16 protein-coding genes and 1 pseudogene are annotated in these 15741 nt (G+C 72.5%); 8 read left to right on the forward strand and 9 right to left on the reverse strand.

The genetic code is table 11. The features are described from left to right. Positions 1–155 precede the first annotated feature (155 nt). From ACIA6B_RS01090 to ACIA6B_RS01105, 4 genes are read right to left on the reverse strand one after another with little or no spacing between them, the layout of a single operon-like run. Positions 156–965 (reverse strand): inositol monophosphatase family protein, encoded by an 810-nt coding sequence (locus ACIA6B_RS01090; protein ID WP_396769694.1) that lies wholly within the window; start codon positions 963–965, stop codon positions 156–158. Next, positions 958–1410 carry a response regulator gene (locus ACIA6B_RS01095; protein WP_396769696.1) on the reverse strand — a complete coding sequence of 151 codons (453 nt, stop codon included), beginning with the start codon at positions 1408–1410 and terminating at the stop codon, positions 958–960. The genes ACIA6B_RS01090 and ACIA6B_RS01095 overlap by 8 nt, the downstream gene beginning before the upstream one ends. Then, complete coding sequence (locus tag ACIA6B_RS01100; protein ID WP_396769698.1) at positions 1407–3131, reverse strand: ATP-binding protein; 1725 nt, start codon at positions 3129–3131, stop codon at positions 1407–1409. Before ACIA6B_RS01100 ends, ACIA6B_RS01095 begins: the two co-directional genes overlap by 4 nt. Next, on the reverse strand, positions 3131–4324 hold the full coding sequence (locus ACIA6B_RS01105) for a PP2C family protein-serine/threonine phosphatase (protein WP_396769700.1): 1194 nt from the start codon (positions 4322–4324) through the stop codon (positions 3131–3133). Before ACIA6B_RS01105 ends, ACIA6B_RS01100 begins: the two co-directional genes overlap by 1 nt. Before the next feature lie 315 nt (positions 4325–4639). Here ACIA6B_RS01105 and ACIA6B_RS01110 point away from each other — a divergent pair, with 315 nt between their 5' ends. Next, positions 4640–7018, forward strand: coding sequence for a M28 family peptidase (locus ACIA6B_RS01110; protein WP_396769702.1), 2379 nt, complete (start codon positions 4640–4642; stop codon positions 7016–7018). On the opposite strand, the gene ACIA6B_RS01115 is transcribed toward ACIA6B_RS01110, so the two are convergent. After that, complete coding sequence (locus ACIA6B_RS01115; protein ID WP_396769704.1) at positions 7015–7851, reverse strand: SDR family oxidoreductase; 837 nt, start codon at positions 7849–7851, stop codon at positions 7015–7017. The genes ACIA6B_RS01110 and ACIA6B_RS01115 overlap by 4 nt on opposite strands. Before the next feature lie 109 nt (positions 7852–7960). On the opposite strand from ACIA6B_RS01115, the gene ACIA6B_RS01120 reads away from it, so the two are divergent. Beyond that, the gene (locus tag ACIA6B_RS01120; protein WP_396769706.1) at positions 7961–8554 is read left to right on the forward strand and encodes a TetR/AcrR family transcriptional regulator; all 594 of its coding nucleotides are present in this window, start codon (positions 7961–7963) and stop codon (positions 8552–8554) included. 85 nt (positions 8555–8639) lie between these two features. Beyond that, the gene (locus ACIA6B_RS01125; RefSeq protein ID WP_396769708.1) at positions 8640–9242 is read left to right on the forward strand and encodes a dihydrofolate reductase family protein; all 603 of its coding nucleotides are present in this window, start codon (positions 8640–8642) and stop codon (positions 9240–9242) included. Positions 9243–9290: 48 nt separating this feature from the next. Here ACIA6B_RS01125 and ACIA6B_RS01130 read toward each other — a convergent pair whose 3' ends face one another. Further along, on the reverse strand, positions 9291–9464 hold the full coding sequence (locus ACIA6B_RS01130; RefSeq protein ID WP_396769710.1) for a hypothetical protein: 174 nt from the start codon (positions 9462–9464) through the stop codon (positions 9291–9293). A 316-nt stretch (positions 9465–9780) separates the two neighbouring features. Between ACIA6B_RS01130 and ACIA6B_RS01135 the strand changes: the two genes are divergently transcribed. Together ACIA6B_RS01135 and ACIA6B_RS01140 are read left to right on the forward strand one after the other, a co-directional pair. Next, a complete protein-coding gene (locus tag ACIA6B_RS01135; protein WP_396769712.1) occupies positions 9781–9972 on the forward strand; it encodes a hypothetical protein in 192 nt (63 codons plus the stop codon). Between the two features lie 108 nt (positions 9973–10080). Continuing rightward, on the forward strand, positions 10081–10530 hold the full coding sequence (locus ACIA6B_RS01140) for a GNAT family N-acetyltransferase (protein WP_396769714.1): 450 nt from the start codon (positions 10081–10083) through the stop codon (positions 10528–10530). Between the two features lie 97 nt (positions 10531–10627). On the opposite strand, the gene ACIA6B_RS01145 is transcribed toward ACIA6B_RS01140, so the two are convergent. The 3 genes from ACIA6B_RS01145 to ACIA6B_RS01155 form a co-directional block, all read right to left on the reverse strand. Next, positions 10628–10882 (reverse strand): Smr/MutS family protein, encoded by a 255-nt coding sequence (locus tag ACIA6B_RS01145; protein WP_396755100.1) that lies wholly within the window; start codon positions 10880–10882, stop codon positions 10628–10630. 55 nt (positions 10883–10937) lie between these two features. Continuing rightward, positions 10938–11300, reverse strand: coding sequence for a tetratricopeptide repeat protein (locus tag ACIA6B_RS01150; protein WP_396769716.1), 363 nt, complete (start codon positions 11298–11300; stop codon positions 10938–10940). A 101-nt stretch (positions 11301–11401) separates the two neighbouring features. Beyond that, positions 11402–12172: an ROK family protein gene (locus ACIA6B_RS01155; RefSeq protein WP_396769718.1), complete on the reverse strand. Its 771-nt coding sequence runs from the start codon at positions 12170–12172 to the stop codon at positions 11402–11404. 85 nt (positions 12173–12257) lie between these two features. Between ACIA6B_RS01155 and ACIA6B_RS01160 the strand changes: the two are divergent. The 3 genes and pseudogenes from ACIA6B_RS01160 to ACIA6B_RS01170 all read left to right on the forward strand — a co-directional run bounded on the left by ACIA6B_RS01160 (position 12258) and on the right by ACIA6B_RS01170 (position 15647). Beyond that, a pseudogene (locus ACIA6B_RS01160) lies at positions 12258–13894 on the forward strand (ABC-F family ATP-binding cassette domain-containing protein). A gap of 38 nt (positions 13895–13932) precedes the next feature. Next, the gene (locus ACIA6B_RS01165; protein ID WP_281938254.1) at positions 13933–14241 is read left to right on the forward strand and encodes a hypothetical protein; all 309 of its coding nucleotides are present in this window, start codon (positions 13933–13935) and stop codon (positions 14239–14241) included. Between the two features lie 680 nt (positions 14242–14921). Next, on the forward strand, positions 14922–15647 hold the full coding sequence (locus tag ACIA6B_RS01170; RefSeq protein ID WP_396769720.1) for a methyltransferase domain-containing protein: 726 nt from the start codon (positions 14922–14924) through the stop codon (positions 15645–15647). The last annotated feature ends 94 nt before the right edge of the window (positions 15648–15741 follow it).

A 15741-nucleotide genomic window follows, 5' to 3' on the forward strand; every position in this document is an offset into this window, starting at 1 on the left:
CCCCCGATTCGACCGTGCGCGGCGGCGGCTCCACCGGCGCCGGGCGGCGGCCTGCTGGCGGAGACCGCCGGTCACGATACCGGACCGGACGCGCCGCGCCAGGCCGGTGACCGCCCGGGACACGCAACGTTGACGCAGTGTGCCGCCGTCGACGCTCAGCGTGCCAGCAGCGCCGCGTACACCTCGTCCCAGATCTCCTCGCTGGCCGCGACCAGCAGGCCCCGGCCCTCGTCGGCCGGGTGGTAGTCGGTGCCGTCGAAGCGGCGGGCCACCCCGCCGGCCTCCCGCACCAGCAGCGTGCCGGGGGTGTGGTCCCACGGCAGCGTGCGCCAGAACAGCACGAACTGCTGCGCGCCGGTGAGCACGTCCAGGTATTCCCGGCCGGCGCAGTGCTGGCCGGGCAGCAGCTCGCCGATCCGGCGGCCCCCGGCCTCGACGTCGCGGCGGTAGTCGGCGGGCAGGAACTTCGTCATCGCGGTGCCGCGCAACGCGCCCACCTCGGGCACCGGCCGGTCGGGCCGGACGGGCGTGCCGTCCAGCCGGGTGCCCGCGCCGAGCCGGCCGGCCGCCATCGTGTCGTCGAGCGGGTCGTAGACCCAGGACGCCGCCGGTACGCCGTCGGTGAGCAGCGCCACCATCAGCGCGAACGGCCGCTTCCCGGCGGCGAAGTTGGCGGTGCCGTCGACCGGGTCGACCAGCCAGACGTCACCGCCGCCGCGCAGGTGCCGGAGCAGGCCCGGATCCTCGGCGACGCCCTCCTCGCCGACCACCACCGAGCCGGGACGCAGCCGCCGCAGCCCGTCGGAGATGAGCTTCTCGGCCTCGCGGTCGGCGACGGTGACCACCTCGCCGGGCGCCTTCTCGGAGATGTCGGACGGGTCGAGCCGACGGAACATCGGCACCACGACCTCGGCCGCGGCCTCCCGCAGCAGCCCGGCGACGTCGTCCAGCAGGGGGTCAGCCACGCGGCGGCAGCTTGACCACGCTGACGAAGAACTCGTCGATCTGGCGGACCACCGAGATGAAGCGCTCGAAGTCCACCGGCTTGGTCACGTAGGCGTTGGCGTGCAGCTGGTAGCTGCGCAGGATGTCCTCGTCGGCCTGCGAGGTGGTGAGCACCACGACCGGGATCCGGCGGAGGTGCTCGTCCTTCTTGATCTCCTCCAGCACCTCCCGGCCGTCCCGGCGGGGCAGGTTCAGGTCGAGCAGGATCAGGTCGGGCGCCACCGCGTCCGCGTACTGGCCCTCACGGCGCAGGTAGGCCAGCGCCTCGGCGCCGTCGGAGACGACCGTCAGGCGGTTGCGGAGCTTGTGCTCCTCGAACGCCTCCTGGGTCATCAGCACGTCGCCCGGATCGTCCTCGACGAGCAGGACCTCGATCGGGCTCTTGCCGTCCGCGGGCGCCGTCATCCCACCGTCTCCTTCATGCCACCGTTGGTGTCGTGCCGCTCCGGCGCCACGGCCGGCTCCTCGCTTGCCGCGCCGTCCGGCTGCCGGGCGACGTCCGCCGGGGCGTCCTCGGCCGACCCGGCGGCCCCGGTCTCCTCCGCCGCCGCGGTCTCGGCCGCCTGCGCCGCCTCGATGTCGGCCTCCAGCGCGGGCAGCGTGAACCGGATGGTGGTCCCCTCCTCGGCGTCGGTGTCCACCCAGACCCGGCCGCCGTGGTATTCCACGATCTTCTTGACGATCGCCAGCCCGATGCCGGTGCCCGGGTACGCGTCCTTCGAGTGCAACCGCTGGAAGATCACGAAGATCTTGTCGGCGAACTCCGGCTCGATGCCGATGCCGTTGTCCCGGCAGCTGATCTCCCACTCGCCGTCGACCAGCCGGGCCGACACGTGCACCTTCGGCGGCACGTCCGGGCGGCGGAACTTCACCGAGTTGCTCACCAGGTTGACCAGCAGGTTGGTCAACAACGGCTCCTCGCCGCGGATGGTCGGCATCTCGTCCCAGGTCAGCTCCGCGTCGGCGTACTGCCGGGCCGCCTCGGTCTGCCCGGCGACGTCGCCCATCACCCGGTTCAGGTCGACCTCGGTGAAGCCGGTGGTGAGCCGGCCGATCCGGGAGAACGCGAGCAGGTCGTTGATGAGCCGCTGCATCCGCTGCGCGCCGTCCACCGCGAACGCGATGTACTGGTCCGCCCGCTCGTCGAGCTGCCCGGCGTAGCGCCGCTGGAGGAGCTGGCAGAAGCTGGCCACCTTGCGCAGCGGCTCCTGGAGGTCGTGCGAGGCCACGTACGCGAACTGCTCCAGGTCACGGTTGGAGCGGGTCAACTCCTCGGCCTGCTTCTGGAGCTGGTCGTTCACCCACTCGATCCGCTCCCGGGCCTGGCGCACCTCGTCCAGATCCTGGGCGATCTTCTGGCGCATCTGGTCGATGTCGTCGGCGAGCCGGCGGAACTCCGGCGGGCCGGAGCCGGAGATCCGGTGCTGGTAGTCGCCCTCGGCCACCTCGCGTACCTGACCGACAAGCGCGGCCAGCGGACGGATCAGGATCCGGTCGAGCGAGACCAGCATGACCGCGCCGGCCACCGCCACCACCAGTGCCGCGATGATCAGCAGCACGACCAGTACGTTGCTGGTCGAGTTGACCCGATCGGCAGCCTGCTTCCGAACGGTGAGGATCTCGTCCTGGAGCGTGTTCACCGACGCCCGGACACCGTCGAACTGCTGCCGGGTCCGATCGGTGATCAGCGCCCGGCCGGCCGACGGGCCACTGCGTTCGGTGGTCGCTATCACCGGTTCGGCGACCTGGGCCCGCCACTGCGTCGCCTGCTGCTCGATCACGTCCAGCTCCCGGCGTACGGCCGGGTAGCCGGCGGCGAGCCCGCGGATCGACGCGACCAGGCTCTGCTCACGCTTCAGACCGTCCTGGTAGGGCGCCAGGTCCTTGCGGTCGCCGTTCACCGCGTACCCGCGGATTGCGGTCTCCTGGTCCAGCAGCGCGCTCATCAGCTCCTGCGCCTGGACCCGCAGCGGGCCGGTCTTGAGCAGCACCGCGTCGATGTTCTGCCGGTTCTTCGCGGCGACCGCCGCCTCCGCGGCGGCCAGCCCGAGCAGCAACGCGAGGACCACGCCGAGCAGCGCGGCCACCCGCCGCCGCAGCGTCCACCCCTGCTGGTACCCCTGCATCAGCGGCCACCGCCCCGGGTCACCAGCAGCATCGCCACGTCGTCGGCGAGCGGACCGCCGTTGATCTGCTCGGCGCGGCCGACCAGCCACGCGGGCAGCTCGGACAGCGGCACCGCCCGGTTCGCCGGGTCGGCGAGCAGGCCGGTCAGCCCGGGCACGTCGAGCCGTTCGTCGCCGCCGTCGACCCGACCCTCGATGAGGCCGTCGGTGTACATCAGCAGGGACCAGTCATCGGTGTCGAACTCCAGGTCGAAGGCAACGGGACGGCGGGGCCGGACGCCGAGCAGCAGCCCGCCCTTGGCCGGCACCGGGGCGACCTTACCGCCGCTGAGCAGCAGCGGCGGCGGATGGCCGGCGAGTCGCACGGTGGCTCGCGCGGACGCCAGGTCGAGGCGGGCGGTGGCCACCGTCGCGAAGATCTCCTGGAGCCGGCGCTCGCTCATCAGCACCTGCTCCAGCGCGGGCAGCACCTCGTCGTCCGGCACGCCGGCCAGCACCAGCGCCCGCCAGGCGACGCGCAGCTCGACGCCGAGCGCCGCCTCGTCCACGCCGTGGCCGCAGACGTCGCCGACGATCAGGTCGATCCGGTCCGGGCGGGTCTGCACCACGTCGTAGAAGTCGCCGCCGATCAACGCGGCGTGCCGGCCGGGCCGGTAGAACGTGTGCACCGACACCTCGTCGGTGGTCATCAGCGGCTGCGGCAGCAGACCCCGCTCCAGGCGGGCCGACTCGGCCTGGCGCAGCTCCACCTCGCGCAACCGGCGGGCGTTCTCGTCGGCGCGCTTGCGCTCCACCGCGTACCGCAGCGCCCGGGTCAGCAGCACGCCGTCGACCTGGCCCTTGACCAGGTAGTCCTGCGCGCCCTCGGCGACCGCCACGATGCCCAGGTGCTCGTCGGAGCGGCCGGTCAGCACGCAGACCGCGGCGCCGCTGGCCATCTCCAGCACCCGGCGCAGCCCGTCCAGACCCTGCGCGTCGGGCAGACCCAGGTCCAGCAGGACGCAGTCGACGCCCATCACCCGCTGGCGGGCCTCGCTGAGGCTGGTCGCGACCAGCAGGTCGATCATCGAGTTGGTCTCGGCGAGCAGCTCGCCGACCAGGAAGGCGTCACCCTCGTCGTCCTCGACCAGCAGCACCCGCAGCCGCTCGCCGGGCGGCAGGCCGCCGGACAGCCCCGCGCCGGCCCGGGGCACGACGGCAGCACCCGGAACGCCGGTCCCCCGGTGCGGCCGGGCCACCGCCGCCAGTCGCGGGAGGTCGCTGGTGATGACGTACTCCTTCCGAGCGCCGTGGGCGATCCAGGCTAAGACAAACGGCCGCACCCCATTCGACCGCCGTCGGCACCGGCGGTCGAATGAGCCCGTCCACCCGGACAGCGACGCGGCCGACCCCCGATGTTACGCGGGAGCGCGACCAGTCCGGCAGCGCACCGACCGGGGAGTGCCGCCACGACGGGCGGGGGTGCAGGATGATCCCCACCCCCGTAGATCCACCCCCGAGGAGTCCCCGTGGGCGCACCCCCCACCCGCCCCGCCGACCGGGCGTTCGCCAAGCCCCGCCGCCGGCTGCCCGCCGCCGTCGCCGCGCTGGTCGCGCTGCTCGCCGTCGGGGCGGGCGTCCTGGTCACCCTGTCCACCCCGGCGCCGCGCCCGGCCGACGCGCCGGCCGGCGAGTTCAGCGCCGCGCGGGCGTACCGGAACGTCGAGGTGATCGCCGCCCGGCCGCACGTGGCCGGCAGCGCGGCCAACGACCGGGTCCGCGAGCACCTGGTCGGCACGCTGCGCGGGCTGGGCCTTCAGACCGAGGTGCAGGACGCGGTGGCGCCCGAGGCGGGGCAACTGTCCGGCGCGGCCGGCGGCGCGACGCTGGCCCGGGTCCGCAACGTGGTGGCCCGCCTCCCCGGCACCGACCCGACCGGCAAGGTCTTCCTGGTCTCGCACTACGACTCGGTGCAGACCGGGCCGGGCGGCAACGACGACGCGGCCGGCACCGCCACCATCCTGGAGGTGGCCCGCGCGCTGACCACCGGTCCGCGCCCCCGTAACGACGTGGTCTTCGTGCTCACCGACGCGGAGGAGGCATGCCTCTGCGGCGCGGCCGGCTTCGCCGCCGACCATCCGCTCGCCGCCGACGGCGGGGTGGTGCTCAACCTGGAGGCACGCGGCTCCACCGGCCCGGTGATCATGTTCGAGACGTCCCGGAACAACGCGAAGCTGGTGGACGTGTTCGGCCGGGCCGCGCCGCACCCGGTGGGCACCTCGTTCGCGGTGGAGATCTACCGGGCGCTGCCCAACGACACCGACTTCACCGCGTTCTCCGACCGTCGCTTCGCGGGCCTGAACTCCGCCTACATCGACGGCGGCGCGATCTACCACACGCCGCTGGACGTGCCCGCCCGGATGGACCGGGGCAGCCTCCAGATGCACGGCGAAAACGCGCTCGGCCTGGCCCGCGAGTTCGGCCGCACCGACCTCGGCGATCTGCGCGCCGACCACGACGACACCTACTTCCCGGTGCCGGGCGGGCTGGTCCGCTACCCCGGCGGGCTGACCCTCCCGCTGGCGGTGGCCGCGCTGCTCGCGGTCGGCGCGCTCGGCTGGCTGCTGCGCCGCCGGGGCCGGGCCACCGTCGGCACGCTCGCCGCCGGGACCGGGCTGGCCCTGGTGCCGGTCGTCGTGGCCCCGCTGGGCGCCTGGCTGCTCTGGGCCGCGATCACCACGATCCGACCGGGGTACGCCGAGCTGCTCGACCCGTACCGCCCGGTCTGGTACCGCCTCGCGGTGGTGGCGCTCGCCGCCACGGTGCTCCTCTGCTGGTACGCGCTGCTGCGCCGCCGCGTCGGCCCGGCCGCGCTGGCGTTCGGCGGGCTGCTCTGGCTGGCCCTGTTCGGCGTGCTGCTCGCCGTGCTCGTACCCGGTGGGGCGTACCTGACGACCCTGCCGGCGCTGGCCGGCGCGGTCGCCGGCCTCGTCGCGCTGGCCACCCGCCTGGACGGCCCGTGGCCGGTGGTCGCGGTGACGCTGGCCGGCGCGGTTGCCGTCGTCATCCTGCTGCCCCCGGTGGTGCTGCTGTTCCCGGCACTCGGCATGGGCATGGGCGCGGTGGCCGCGCTGGTCGCGGTGTTGCTCGGCCTGGCCCTGCTGCCGGTGGTGGACCTGCTGCACCCGCGCGCCGGCGGCCAGCGCGGCCTGCTGGCGCTGCGGGCCCGCCGCCTCGGCGCGCTGCCGGCCGGCGCGGCGTTCGTCGCGGCGGTGACGCTCGCCGGGGTCGGCCTGGCCGTCGACCGCTTCGACGCCGACCACCCCGTGCCGACCCACCTGATGTACGCGCTGGACGCCGGCTCGAAGAAGGCGGCCTGGCTCAGTCACGAGGACCTCCCGCAGCCCTGGACCGACCGCTACGTCGACCGGACCATCTCGGTGGCCGACGACTTCCCCGGCCTGGGCGACGGCGAGCTTCGGGCCGGCCCGGCTGCCGCCGCCTCGTTGCCCGCCCCGAAGCTGGAGACGCTCGCCGACGACCGCAACGGTGACCAGCGCGTGCTGCGGGTGCGGGTCACGCCACAGCGGACGGTGCGGCTGCTCACGCTGCACGTCGACACACGCACCGCGACCGTCCGGTCCGCCTCGGTGGCCGGACGGGACGTGCCGGTGAAGGCGCGCGACGGCCGGTGGGGCTTCGGGATCGTGTTCCACGCCCCGCCGCCGGAGGGCGTCGAGGTGACGCTGACGTTGACGACCTCGGCGGACACGGTCAACCTGCGCGCCATGGACGCCAGCGACGGGCTGTCCGCGCTGCCCGGCTTCCGGCCGCGGCCGGCGACCGTGGGCGTGGTCGGCTCGCACACCTCGGAGATGCTGGCGGTGGCCCAGACGTACGCGCTCTAGCCGGCCGTGCCGGGGGCGGGAACCGCGTGCTCGGCGGCACGGCTGACCCGCTCCCAGCGCGCCCAGGTGTCCATCCGCCGGCGGGCGATGTCGAACGCCAGGTCGTACACCATGCTGCCGAGCAGCAGCCGCAGCGGCGGGTCGTCGCTGTCGACCAGTCGCAGCAGAGCCTCGGCGGCCAGCCGTGGCTCGCTGTCGACCGAGTCCTCCGCCCACTGTCGCGCCAACTCGGCGCGCAGCGGCGCGTACGCGTCGATCGGGGTGGTGGTCTGCATGCTGTCGTACAGGTCGGTCCAGTAGCCGCCCGGCTGCACGATGCTGAGCGTGACGTCGAAGGCCGCCGCCTCCATCGCCAGGGCCTCGCTCATGCCCTCCAGGGCGAACTTGCTCGCGCTGTACATACCCGTGCTCGGGAAACCACCGAGCGCGGAGATGCTGGAAACCTGCACGATGTGGCCGGACCGTTGGGCGCGCAGGTGCGGCAGCACCGCCTGGCTGACCCAGAGCGCGCCGAAGAGGTTCACCTCGAACTGGGCGCGCGCCTCCGCCTCGGTGAACTCCTCGACCATGCCCATGGACAGGGTGCCGGCGTTGTTGACGACGACGTCGAGCCGCCCGAAGTGCTCGACCGCGGTGGTCACGGCGGCGAAGACGGCCGCCCGGTCGGTCACGTCGAGGGTCAGGGCGAGCAGCCGGTCGCCGTGTCGCGCGTCGAAGTCGTCCGGGGTGACGGTCCGGGCGGCGGCCACCACCCGGTCGCCCCGGTCGAGCGCGGCCCCGGCGAACGCGCGGCCCAGGCCGCGGCTGGCGCCGGTGATGAACCAGGTCCGCATGTCGGCGGTTCCCTTCGTTCGATGAGACGAGACGGTCCGTCTCGACCCTGCCTTGTCATCCACGATCCGTCAAGACGAGACGGTTCGTCTCGCTGATATGGTGCTTCCCATGACGCCGCCGAACACGGCCCGCCGGAGTGAGACCTCCCGCCGCGCCATCCTCACCGCGGCCTTCGACCTGATGCAGGAGGTCGAGTACGCGAAGGTCACCATCGAACGCATCGCCGCCCGCGCCGGCGTCGGCAAGCAGACCATCTACCGCTGGTGGCCGTCCAAGGGTGCCGTCGTCTTCGACGCGTTCCTCATGCTCAGCGAAGGCGCCGAGGGTGAGCCGGTGCGGCTCCCGGACACCGGCGACCTGGCGGCCGACCTGACCGAGGTGCTCCGCGCCACGGTCGCGGAACTGACCGACAGTCGGTACGAGCCACCGATGCGCGCGCTGGCCACCGAGATCGCGCACGACCCCGAGCTGGCCGCCACCTACGCCGAACGCCTGGACGGACCGCTGCGGGAGGCCAAACGGCAGCGCCTGCGCAGCGCCCAACAGGCCGGACAACTCGCCGAGGACGTCGACCTCGACGTCGCGGTGGACCTGATCTGGGGCCCGCTGTTCCAGCGTTGGCTCCACCGCAGCGGGCCGCTCACGACCGCGTACACCGATCGCCTCGTCGCCGCCGCGCTGGACGGGCTGCGACCCCGCTAACTCTTTCGGCCGGGATGTCGAGGACGGGTCGGCCGGCTTCTACCCCCGGGTGAAAGCTGGTTCATGCGACCCGAGGAGCACAACCATGAGCAAGGTGACCACCGGCGCGACCATGTCCCTGGACGGCTACGTCGCCGACTCGTCGCACGGCGGCTTCGACCACCTCTTCCGGTGGTACAACAACGGTGACGTGGCCGTACCGACCGCCAACCCCGACATGACGTTCCGGACGTCGGCGGCCAGCGCCGCGCACATCCGGGCGCTGACCGAGCGCACCGGCGCGCTGGTCGTCGGCCGCACGCTGTTCGACCTGACGAACGGCTGGGGCGGCCGGCACCCGCTGGACATGCCGGTGGTCGTGGTGACCCACCGGGTGCCGGCGGGCTGGGCGCCCGAGGGCGAGTCGTTCGTGTTCGTCACCGACGGCATCGAGCGGGCTATCGAGCGCGCCCGCGCCCTGGCGGGCGGCAAGGAGGTCGGCGTGAACGCCGGGACGATCGCGCGCCAGGTGCTGGAGGCGGGACTGCTCGACGAGGTGCACGTCGACCTGGTGCCGGTGCTGCTCGGGGACGGGATTCCGTTCTTCTCCGGGCTGGGCATCGCGCCGGTGGAGTTCGACGGCCCGTTCCGGGTGGTCGAGGGCGTCGGCGTCACCCACCTGGCCTACCGGGTACGCCGACCGGCCTGATCCGCTGTCGCCCCGGCCTCCCGATCACCACGGAGGGCCGGGGCGAGGTCAGATCGAGCGGCGCGCGATGCCCGGTCGCTTGGGTGGCCGCAGATGCTTCTCCTTGTGCTGCCGGACCATCTCGTCCCACACGTCCTGAGGAAAGTCGGGGTCAGGCGGGATCCACCGGTGCAAGTTGTCGGAGTAGTGGAACTTCTCGTCACCAGGGTTGATCACGCTCACGAAAGCCACCCGAGGAACCTGCGGTGCAGAGCACCAGCGGAGGCCCAACTCAGATCCTGCATGGCGGACAGCAGATGCGAGGCCATGTAGATCGACAAAGACACCCGAGCACAGGCGAACTCGGCCAGTAGCTCGCGGCGACGTGCGGGACAGGGCCAGGGGAGGTCGCACCCGGCGCATGTCCAGAGAGGCAGAACAGGCCCGTGGTTCGTCACCGCCTCATCACATCACACGGAGTTGTCTTCGTACAACCCCTCTGGGGGTTGTCCTACCCTGTCTAACTTGATGCAATACCCTGAGGCCATACCGTCGGATCGTGGAGCTGCTCGGGTTGGATGAGATCCGCGATCTGCTGGGCGGGATCAGCAAGCAGCGGGCCACGATCATCGTCGGCCGAAAGGGATTCCCCGACCCGCTCGTCACCTTGAAGATGGGTCGCGTCTGGGACGGCAAGGCCGTTCGATCGTGGATCGCCAAGAACCGTCCCGGCCCGGCCGACGAGGACTGATCGTCCCCTCCAGCACCGGTACGGGGAGCATTGCCCGCACTCTTGGCCCGGATCAGGGCCGCCAATACCCGGTCGCCCGACCCGGGTCCGCTGGTTACGCTGCGCCGCATGCGGCTGGAGAAGATCACCCCCGACAACTACGAGGCGGCTCTCACGCTGTCGGTGCACCCCGACCAGGAGGATCTGGTGGCACCGGTGGTCAAGTCGTTGGCCGAGGCGTACGTCTTCCCCGAGCACGCCTGGCCGAGGCTGGTCTACGACGGTGATCGGCTGGTCGGTTTCCTGATGGCGTTCTTCGACATCCCGTGGGGCGACAACCCGGACGACCTGCGGGCCGGCCTCTGGCGGCTGAACATCGCGGCCGACGCGCAGGGCCACGGCTACGGCCGGTTCGCGGTCGACGCGGTGTGCGAGGAGATCCGGGCCCGGGGCGGCAACCGTGCGTACGTCACCTGGGAGCCCCGCGTCGGCGGTCCGGAACCGTTCTACCTGAAGCTGGACTTCCGCCCGACAGGCGAACAGAGCGACGGCCAAACGGTCGCCGTCCGGGACCTCTAGACCCACTCCCCTGGCTTGATCGACACCAGCTCGGGGAAGTGGCCGAATCCGAGCGACCGGTATACCGCCACCTCGGCGAAGTGGAGTGGATCAAGCGCTACTTCCAGCGAAAGTGGACGAACAGGCGGCCGAAGTTCTTCGAGTCCTTCTCGACGCGGTGGTAAAGCTGCTTCACGTCCTTCTGGTCGAGGAAGCGCAGCACCTTCTTCTTCAGCGCGCCGGAGCCCTTGCCCGGGATGATCTCCACGAGCGTGGCCTTCTTCGCCACCGCCTCCTCCATGATCCCGCGCAGCGCGCGGTCGATGTCGTGGCCCTTGTTGTAGATGTCGTGGAGATCGAGCTTCAGCTTCACGAGCCCATCCTAGGTACGCCGAAGGGCAGCCCAGCTGGGCTGCCCTTCGGGAGAACTAACGACCGACCCGGCTCTCCACCCGCTTGAGGGCGGTGGTGTAGTCGGCGTTCGTCGAGTACATCGCCGCCGCGATGCGCAGGTGCCGCAGCGCGTCGGCCGGCCGGTTCATCCGCTCCAGCGTCCGGCCCAGCACGTGGTGCGCGTAGTGGTCGCTCGGGTCCCGGTCGACCAGCTCACGCAGGTGCTCCTCGGCGCGGTTGAGCTGCGCCGACTGGAAGTACGCCCGGGCCAGCAACTGCCGCACCGAGGAGTTGTCGGGCTCCGCCTCGATGATCGGCTCCAGCAGCCGGGCCGCTCCGGTCGGGTCCCCCGAGTCGAAGAACATGGTCGCCCGCCGGTACTCCGCCAGAAGGTCCACTCGACCCACCTCCTCGTGTCGCGTCAGCCCTTTGTCCGACGCTGGCACAACACCGGCGGAAGCGCGAGTGTTCCACGGGAGTAAGGACACGGGGGTAAGGATCAGGGCGTGGGGTCGTACCTGTCGCCCACCAGGTCCCAGGCCCGGACACCACCCACGATTCCGGCCGTGTTCGGGACGACCACGACATCGTCCCCCATTCGGGCCACCTGCTCCGGCCGGATCAGCCGCGAGTTACCGCCGCCCAGGTAGAGCCGGTCCCAGTGGAACACCGGCCGCAGGCCGTCCACCACCTGCCGGATCCGCCGGGACCAGAACGCGTCACCGAGGCGCCGCCGTTCCGGCTCCCCGACGTACGTGTCGTAGGTGGTGTTCCACCGCACCGGCGCGTGCGACAACTCCAGGTGCGGCGCTATCGTCCCGCCGTCGAAGAGCGCACTGCCCAGCCCGGTGCCGAGCGTCAGCACCAGCTCGCAGCCGGTCCCGGCGACCACGCCGGCGCCGTGCACCTCAGCGTCGTTGAGCACCAGCGCGGGCATCCCGAACGCCTCGGCCAGCGCGCCGCGCGCGTCGTACCCGGACCATTCCGCGACCAGGTCGGGGTCGACGCGGGTGCGCGGCCCGGCGCGGGTCACGTAGTGCGGCGTGGCCACCACGACGCCGTGCCGGATCATGCCGGGCATGCCGACGGTGAGCCGGTCCGCCGCGGGCAGCCGGGCGCCGAGATCGAGCAGCGTCCGCACGAACACGGTCGGGGGCAGCGGGTACGGCGTGGGCACGCGCAGCGGGCGGGCCCGCATGGTGCCGGCGGCGTCCAGTACGGAGGCCTTGATCCCGCCGCCGCCGCAGTCGATCGCCAGTGTGGTCGCCACGGCTGTGAGTCTCCCTCAGCGGTGTGCCTGCCCGAGCGCGGGTCACGGTAATCCGGATGCGCCCGCCGGTAGGCTCGGTGCTCTGATGAGCGCCACGTTGATCGCCAAGGATCTCACCGCCGGCCACGGTGACCGTCTCCTCTTCGAGGACCTGAGCCTGGTCGTCGCGCCCGGCGACGTGATCGGCCTGGTCGGGGTGAACGGCGCCGGCAAGTCCACGCTGCTGCGCACGCTCGCCGGGCTCCAGCCGCGCGAGCAGGGTTCGGTGGCGTTGAGCCCGCCGGGCGCCACGGTCGGCTACCTGCCGCAGGAGCCGGAACGTCGGCCGGGTGAGACGGTCCGGGACTTCCTGGCCCGGCGTACCGGCGTGACCGCCGCGCAGGCCGCGCTGACGCCGCCACCGAGGCGCTGACCGCCGGCGCGGCCGGCGCCGACGACGCGTACGCGAATGCTCTGGAACGCTGGCTCGACCTCGGCGGCGCGGATCTGGACGAGCGGGCCGAGCAGGTCGCGGCCGAGTTGGGCCTGGACGTCGGCCTGGACCATCCGACGACCGGGCTCTCCGGCGGGCAGGCGGCCCGCGCCGGGCTGGCGTCGCTGCTGCTCAGCCGCTACGACATCTTCCTGCTCGACGAGCCCACCAACGACCTCGACCTGGCCGGGCTGGACCGGCTGGAACGCTTCGTCACCGGGCTGCGCGCCGGCACGGTGCTGGTCAGCCACGACCGTGAGTTTCTCACCCGCACGGTCAACCGGATCGTCGAGCTGGACCTGCACCAGCGGCAGGTCAACCACTACGGCGGCGGCTACGCGGCCTATCTGGAGGAACGCGCCGTGGCGCGCCGGCACGCCCGCGAGGAGTTCGAGGAGTACGCCGACACGAAGGCCGACCTGGAGGCGCGGGCCCGCACCCAGCGCGCCTGGATGGAGAAGGGCGTGAAGAACGCCCGGCGCAAGGCCACCGACAACGACAAGATCGGCCGCAAGTTCCGGACCGAGTCGACCGAGAAGCAGGCCGCGAAGGCGAAGCAGACCGCCCGCCTGATCGAGCGGCTGGAGGTGGTCGAGGAGCCGCGCAAGGAGTGGGAGCTGCGGATGGAGATCGCCGCCGCGCCCCGGGCCGGCGCCGTCGTGGCCTCGCTCCGCGGAGCCGTGGTACGCCGGGGCGGCTTCACGCTCGGCCCGGTGGACCTCCAGATCGACTGGGCGGACCGGGTGGCGATCACCGGCGCGAACGGCTCCGGCAAGAGCACGCTGCTGGCCGCGCTGCTGGGGCGGCTGCCGCTGGACGAGGGGCACGCCGCGCTCGGCCCGGGTGTGGTGGTGGGCGAGGTGGACCAGGCACGCGGGCTGTTCCTCGGCGACCAGCCGCTGCTCGACGCGTTCGCCGCCGCCGTACCCGATCTCAACCCGGCGGACGTCCGCACGCTGCTGGCCAAGTTCGGCCTGCGCGCCGACCACGTGCTGCGCCCGGCGGCGACGCTGTCCCCCGGCGAGCGGACCAGGGCCGCGTTGGCGCTGCTCCAGGGGCGCGGCGTCAACCTGCTGGTGCTCGACGAGCCGACCAACCACCTCGACCTCGCCGCGATCGAGCAGCTCGAGTCGGCGCTGGCCACCTATCCCGGCACGCTGCTGCTGGTGACCCACGACCGGCGGATGCTGGACGCAGTGAGCGTGAACCGGCGGCTGCGGGTGAGCGACGGACGGATCGCCGAGGACTGATCCGTGCCGACCGACCGACCCGGGGCCACAATGACCCCATGCTCAAGTGGGAGTACGCGCTGCTGGTCCGCCGCCGCCAGGCGGCCGCCACCGACGCCGGGTGGGAGATCGTGTTCATCTGGTACGGCCCGGACGGCTCCATGATCGACGTCACGCCGTACGGCGACACCGCGCTGGCCCACCTGAACCGGGCCGGTGACCAGGGCTGGGAGTTGGTCTCGATGAGCGAGGACCCGTCCCTGCCCGGCAACGCCGAGCTGCATCGCTACCACCTCAAACGCCCGAAGCCGGCCTCCCCCCAGCCCCGCCAACGCATGCGCCCGACCCGCCGCACCCTCTCCACCTGACCCCTCGCGCTCCCCGCCCAGCGTTGATCATGAAGTTGACGGCAGCGTGTGCCCGTCTCGTCGCCGCCAACTCCATGATCAACGACTCCACGAGTGACAGCCGGCTGCTGTGGGTGCACCTGTTGTCGCCCGGGCAACAACAGGTGCACCCACACCGGACGTCATGCGAGGCGGCACCGGCCGATGCAGGCACGGCCCGCCCGCCCGCCCGCATGAGTTGACCAAGAGCTTCGCGTCACGCACCGGCGCGTCCACCCGACAGGACCGGAAAGCCAACGGGTGGTCGGTGTCGACCAAGGAGTTTGCGTCCCAGGAGGGGCCTCGCGGGACGCAAACTCCTTGATCACTCCGGCGGCACCCGGCTGGGCATCGGCGGACCCGGGGACCTCCGGCTGGGCCCGACTGGGTCCGGCTGAGCCTGGGCTGGAGCCGGGCTGGACCCGGCTGGGCCCGGGCTGGATCCCGCGCCGGGGCAGGGATGGGGACGGGGGGTCTGTTGACCAAGGAGTTTGCGTCTGAAGCGGCGGGCGCTGGAGACGCAAACTCCTTGATCACGGAAGTGGGGGTGAGGGGGGCGGGGGCAGGGGGCGGGGGGCGGGGCGGGGCGGTGCCGGGGCGTCCGGCTGCGGGTGGGCGTGTATCTGGGTGGAATGGGGGTAACGCGCCGCCGGAGGTGGGGCATGGTGGCGATGGGGCAGGCCGCGCTCTCGGGTGAACGGCTCCGGCAGGCCGACGGCTTCCTCGCCGAGGCGTGGGCCGACCTGGCCGGGCACGACGAGCGGTTGCGCGGGACGACGGTCGAGGTGCGGTTCGACCGGGGCGTGGCGCACCTGACCGGCGAGGTCGACGATCCGGCGCAGCTCCGGCTGGTCCGCGAACTGATCGGCCGGTTGTCCGGCGTGCTCGGGGTCTGGTGCCGGGTCGGTGTCGCCGGCCGTCCGCCGGTGGTCGTCGACCTGGGCTGTGGGGCGACCAAGCAGTGGCCGGGCAACCTGGGGCTGGACATCTATCCGGCGCCGGGGGTGGACGCGGTCGCCAACCTCTCCGGCTCGTTGCCGCTACGCGACAGCTCGGTGGACGTGTTCTTCGCGGTGCACATCGTCGAGCACCTGATCGACTTCCTGCCACTGTTCGACGAGTGCCACCGGGCGCTCCGGCCCGGCGGCGTGCTGCACGTGATGAGCCCCTGGTGGCGGCACGTCAACGCGGTGGCCGATCCGACCCACGTCCGCCTGCTCGACGTGCAGACGTTCAAGGGCATCTGCGGTCAGCGCCCGCCCGGCACCCCGCGCTGGTATCCACTGCACGTCGGCTGCGACGGCGCCTCCGTCTTCGCCGACCTGACCCCACTCCCCCCGAACGCCCCCGCCCCACCCCCCTCCCACCTGGCCCGCTTCTTCGACTGACCACCCCACCCCCACCCCGCCCCACCTCGCTGATCTTGTACTTGAGGCCCTCGCGGTGGGGCAGATGTCCCGAATGCCGGGGCACGAACTGCAA

Source organism: Micromonospora sp. NPDC051141, assembly GCF_044455765.1.
Classification (GTDB): Bacteria; Actinomycetota; Actinomycetes; order Mycobacteriales; family Micromonosporaceae; genus Micromonospora.

What these genes read in the sequence shown, in the direction of transcription:
- ACIA6B_RS01170 (WP_396769720.1), top strand. Translation starts at nt 14,922, where the DNA reads ATGGTGGCGATGGGGCAGGCCGCGCTCTCGGGTGAACGGCTCCGGCAG.
- ACIA6B_RS01115 (WP_396769704.1), bottom strand. Translation starts at nt 7,851, where the DNA reads ATGCGGACCTGGTTCATCACCGGCGCCAGCCGCGGCCTGGGCCGCGCG.
- ACIA6B_RS01140 (WP_396769714.1), top strand. Translation starts at nt 10,081, where the DNA reads ATGCGGCTGGAGAAGATCACCCCCGACAACTACGAGGCGGCTCTCACG.
- ACIA6B_RS01120 (WP_396769706.1), top strand. Translation starts at nt 7,961, where the DNA reads ATGACGCCGCCGAACACGGCCCGCCGGAGTGAGACCTCCCGCCGCGCC.
- ACIA6B_RS01125 (WP_396769708.1), top strand. Translation starts at nt 8,640, where the DNA reads ATGAGCAAGGTGACCACCGGCGCGACCATGTCCCTGGACGGCTACGTC.
- ACIA6B_RS01095 (WP_396769696.1), bottom strand. Translation starts at nt 1,410, where the DNA reads ATGACGGCGCCCGCGGACGGCAAGAGCCCGATCGAGGTCCTGCTCGTC.
- ACIA6B_RS01165 (WP_281938254.1), top strand. Translation starts at nt 13,933, where the DNA reads ATGCTCAAGTGGGAGTACGCGCTGCTGGTCCGCCGCCGCCAGGCGGCC.
- ACIA6B_RS01100 (WP_396769698.1), bottom strand. Translation starts at nt 3,131, where the DNA reads ATGCAGGGGTACCAGCAGGGGTGGACGCTGCGGCGGCGGGTGGCCGCG.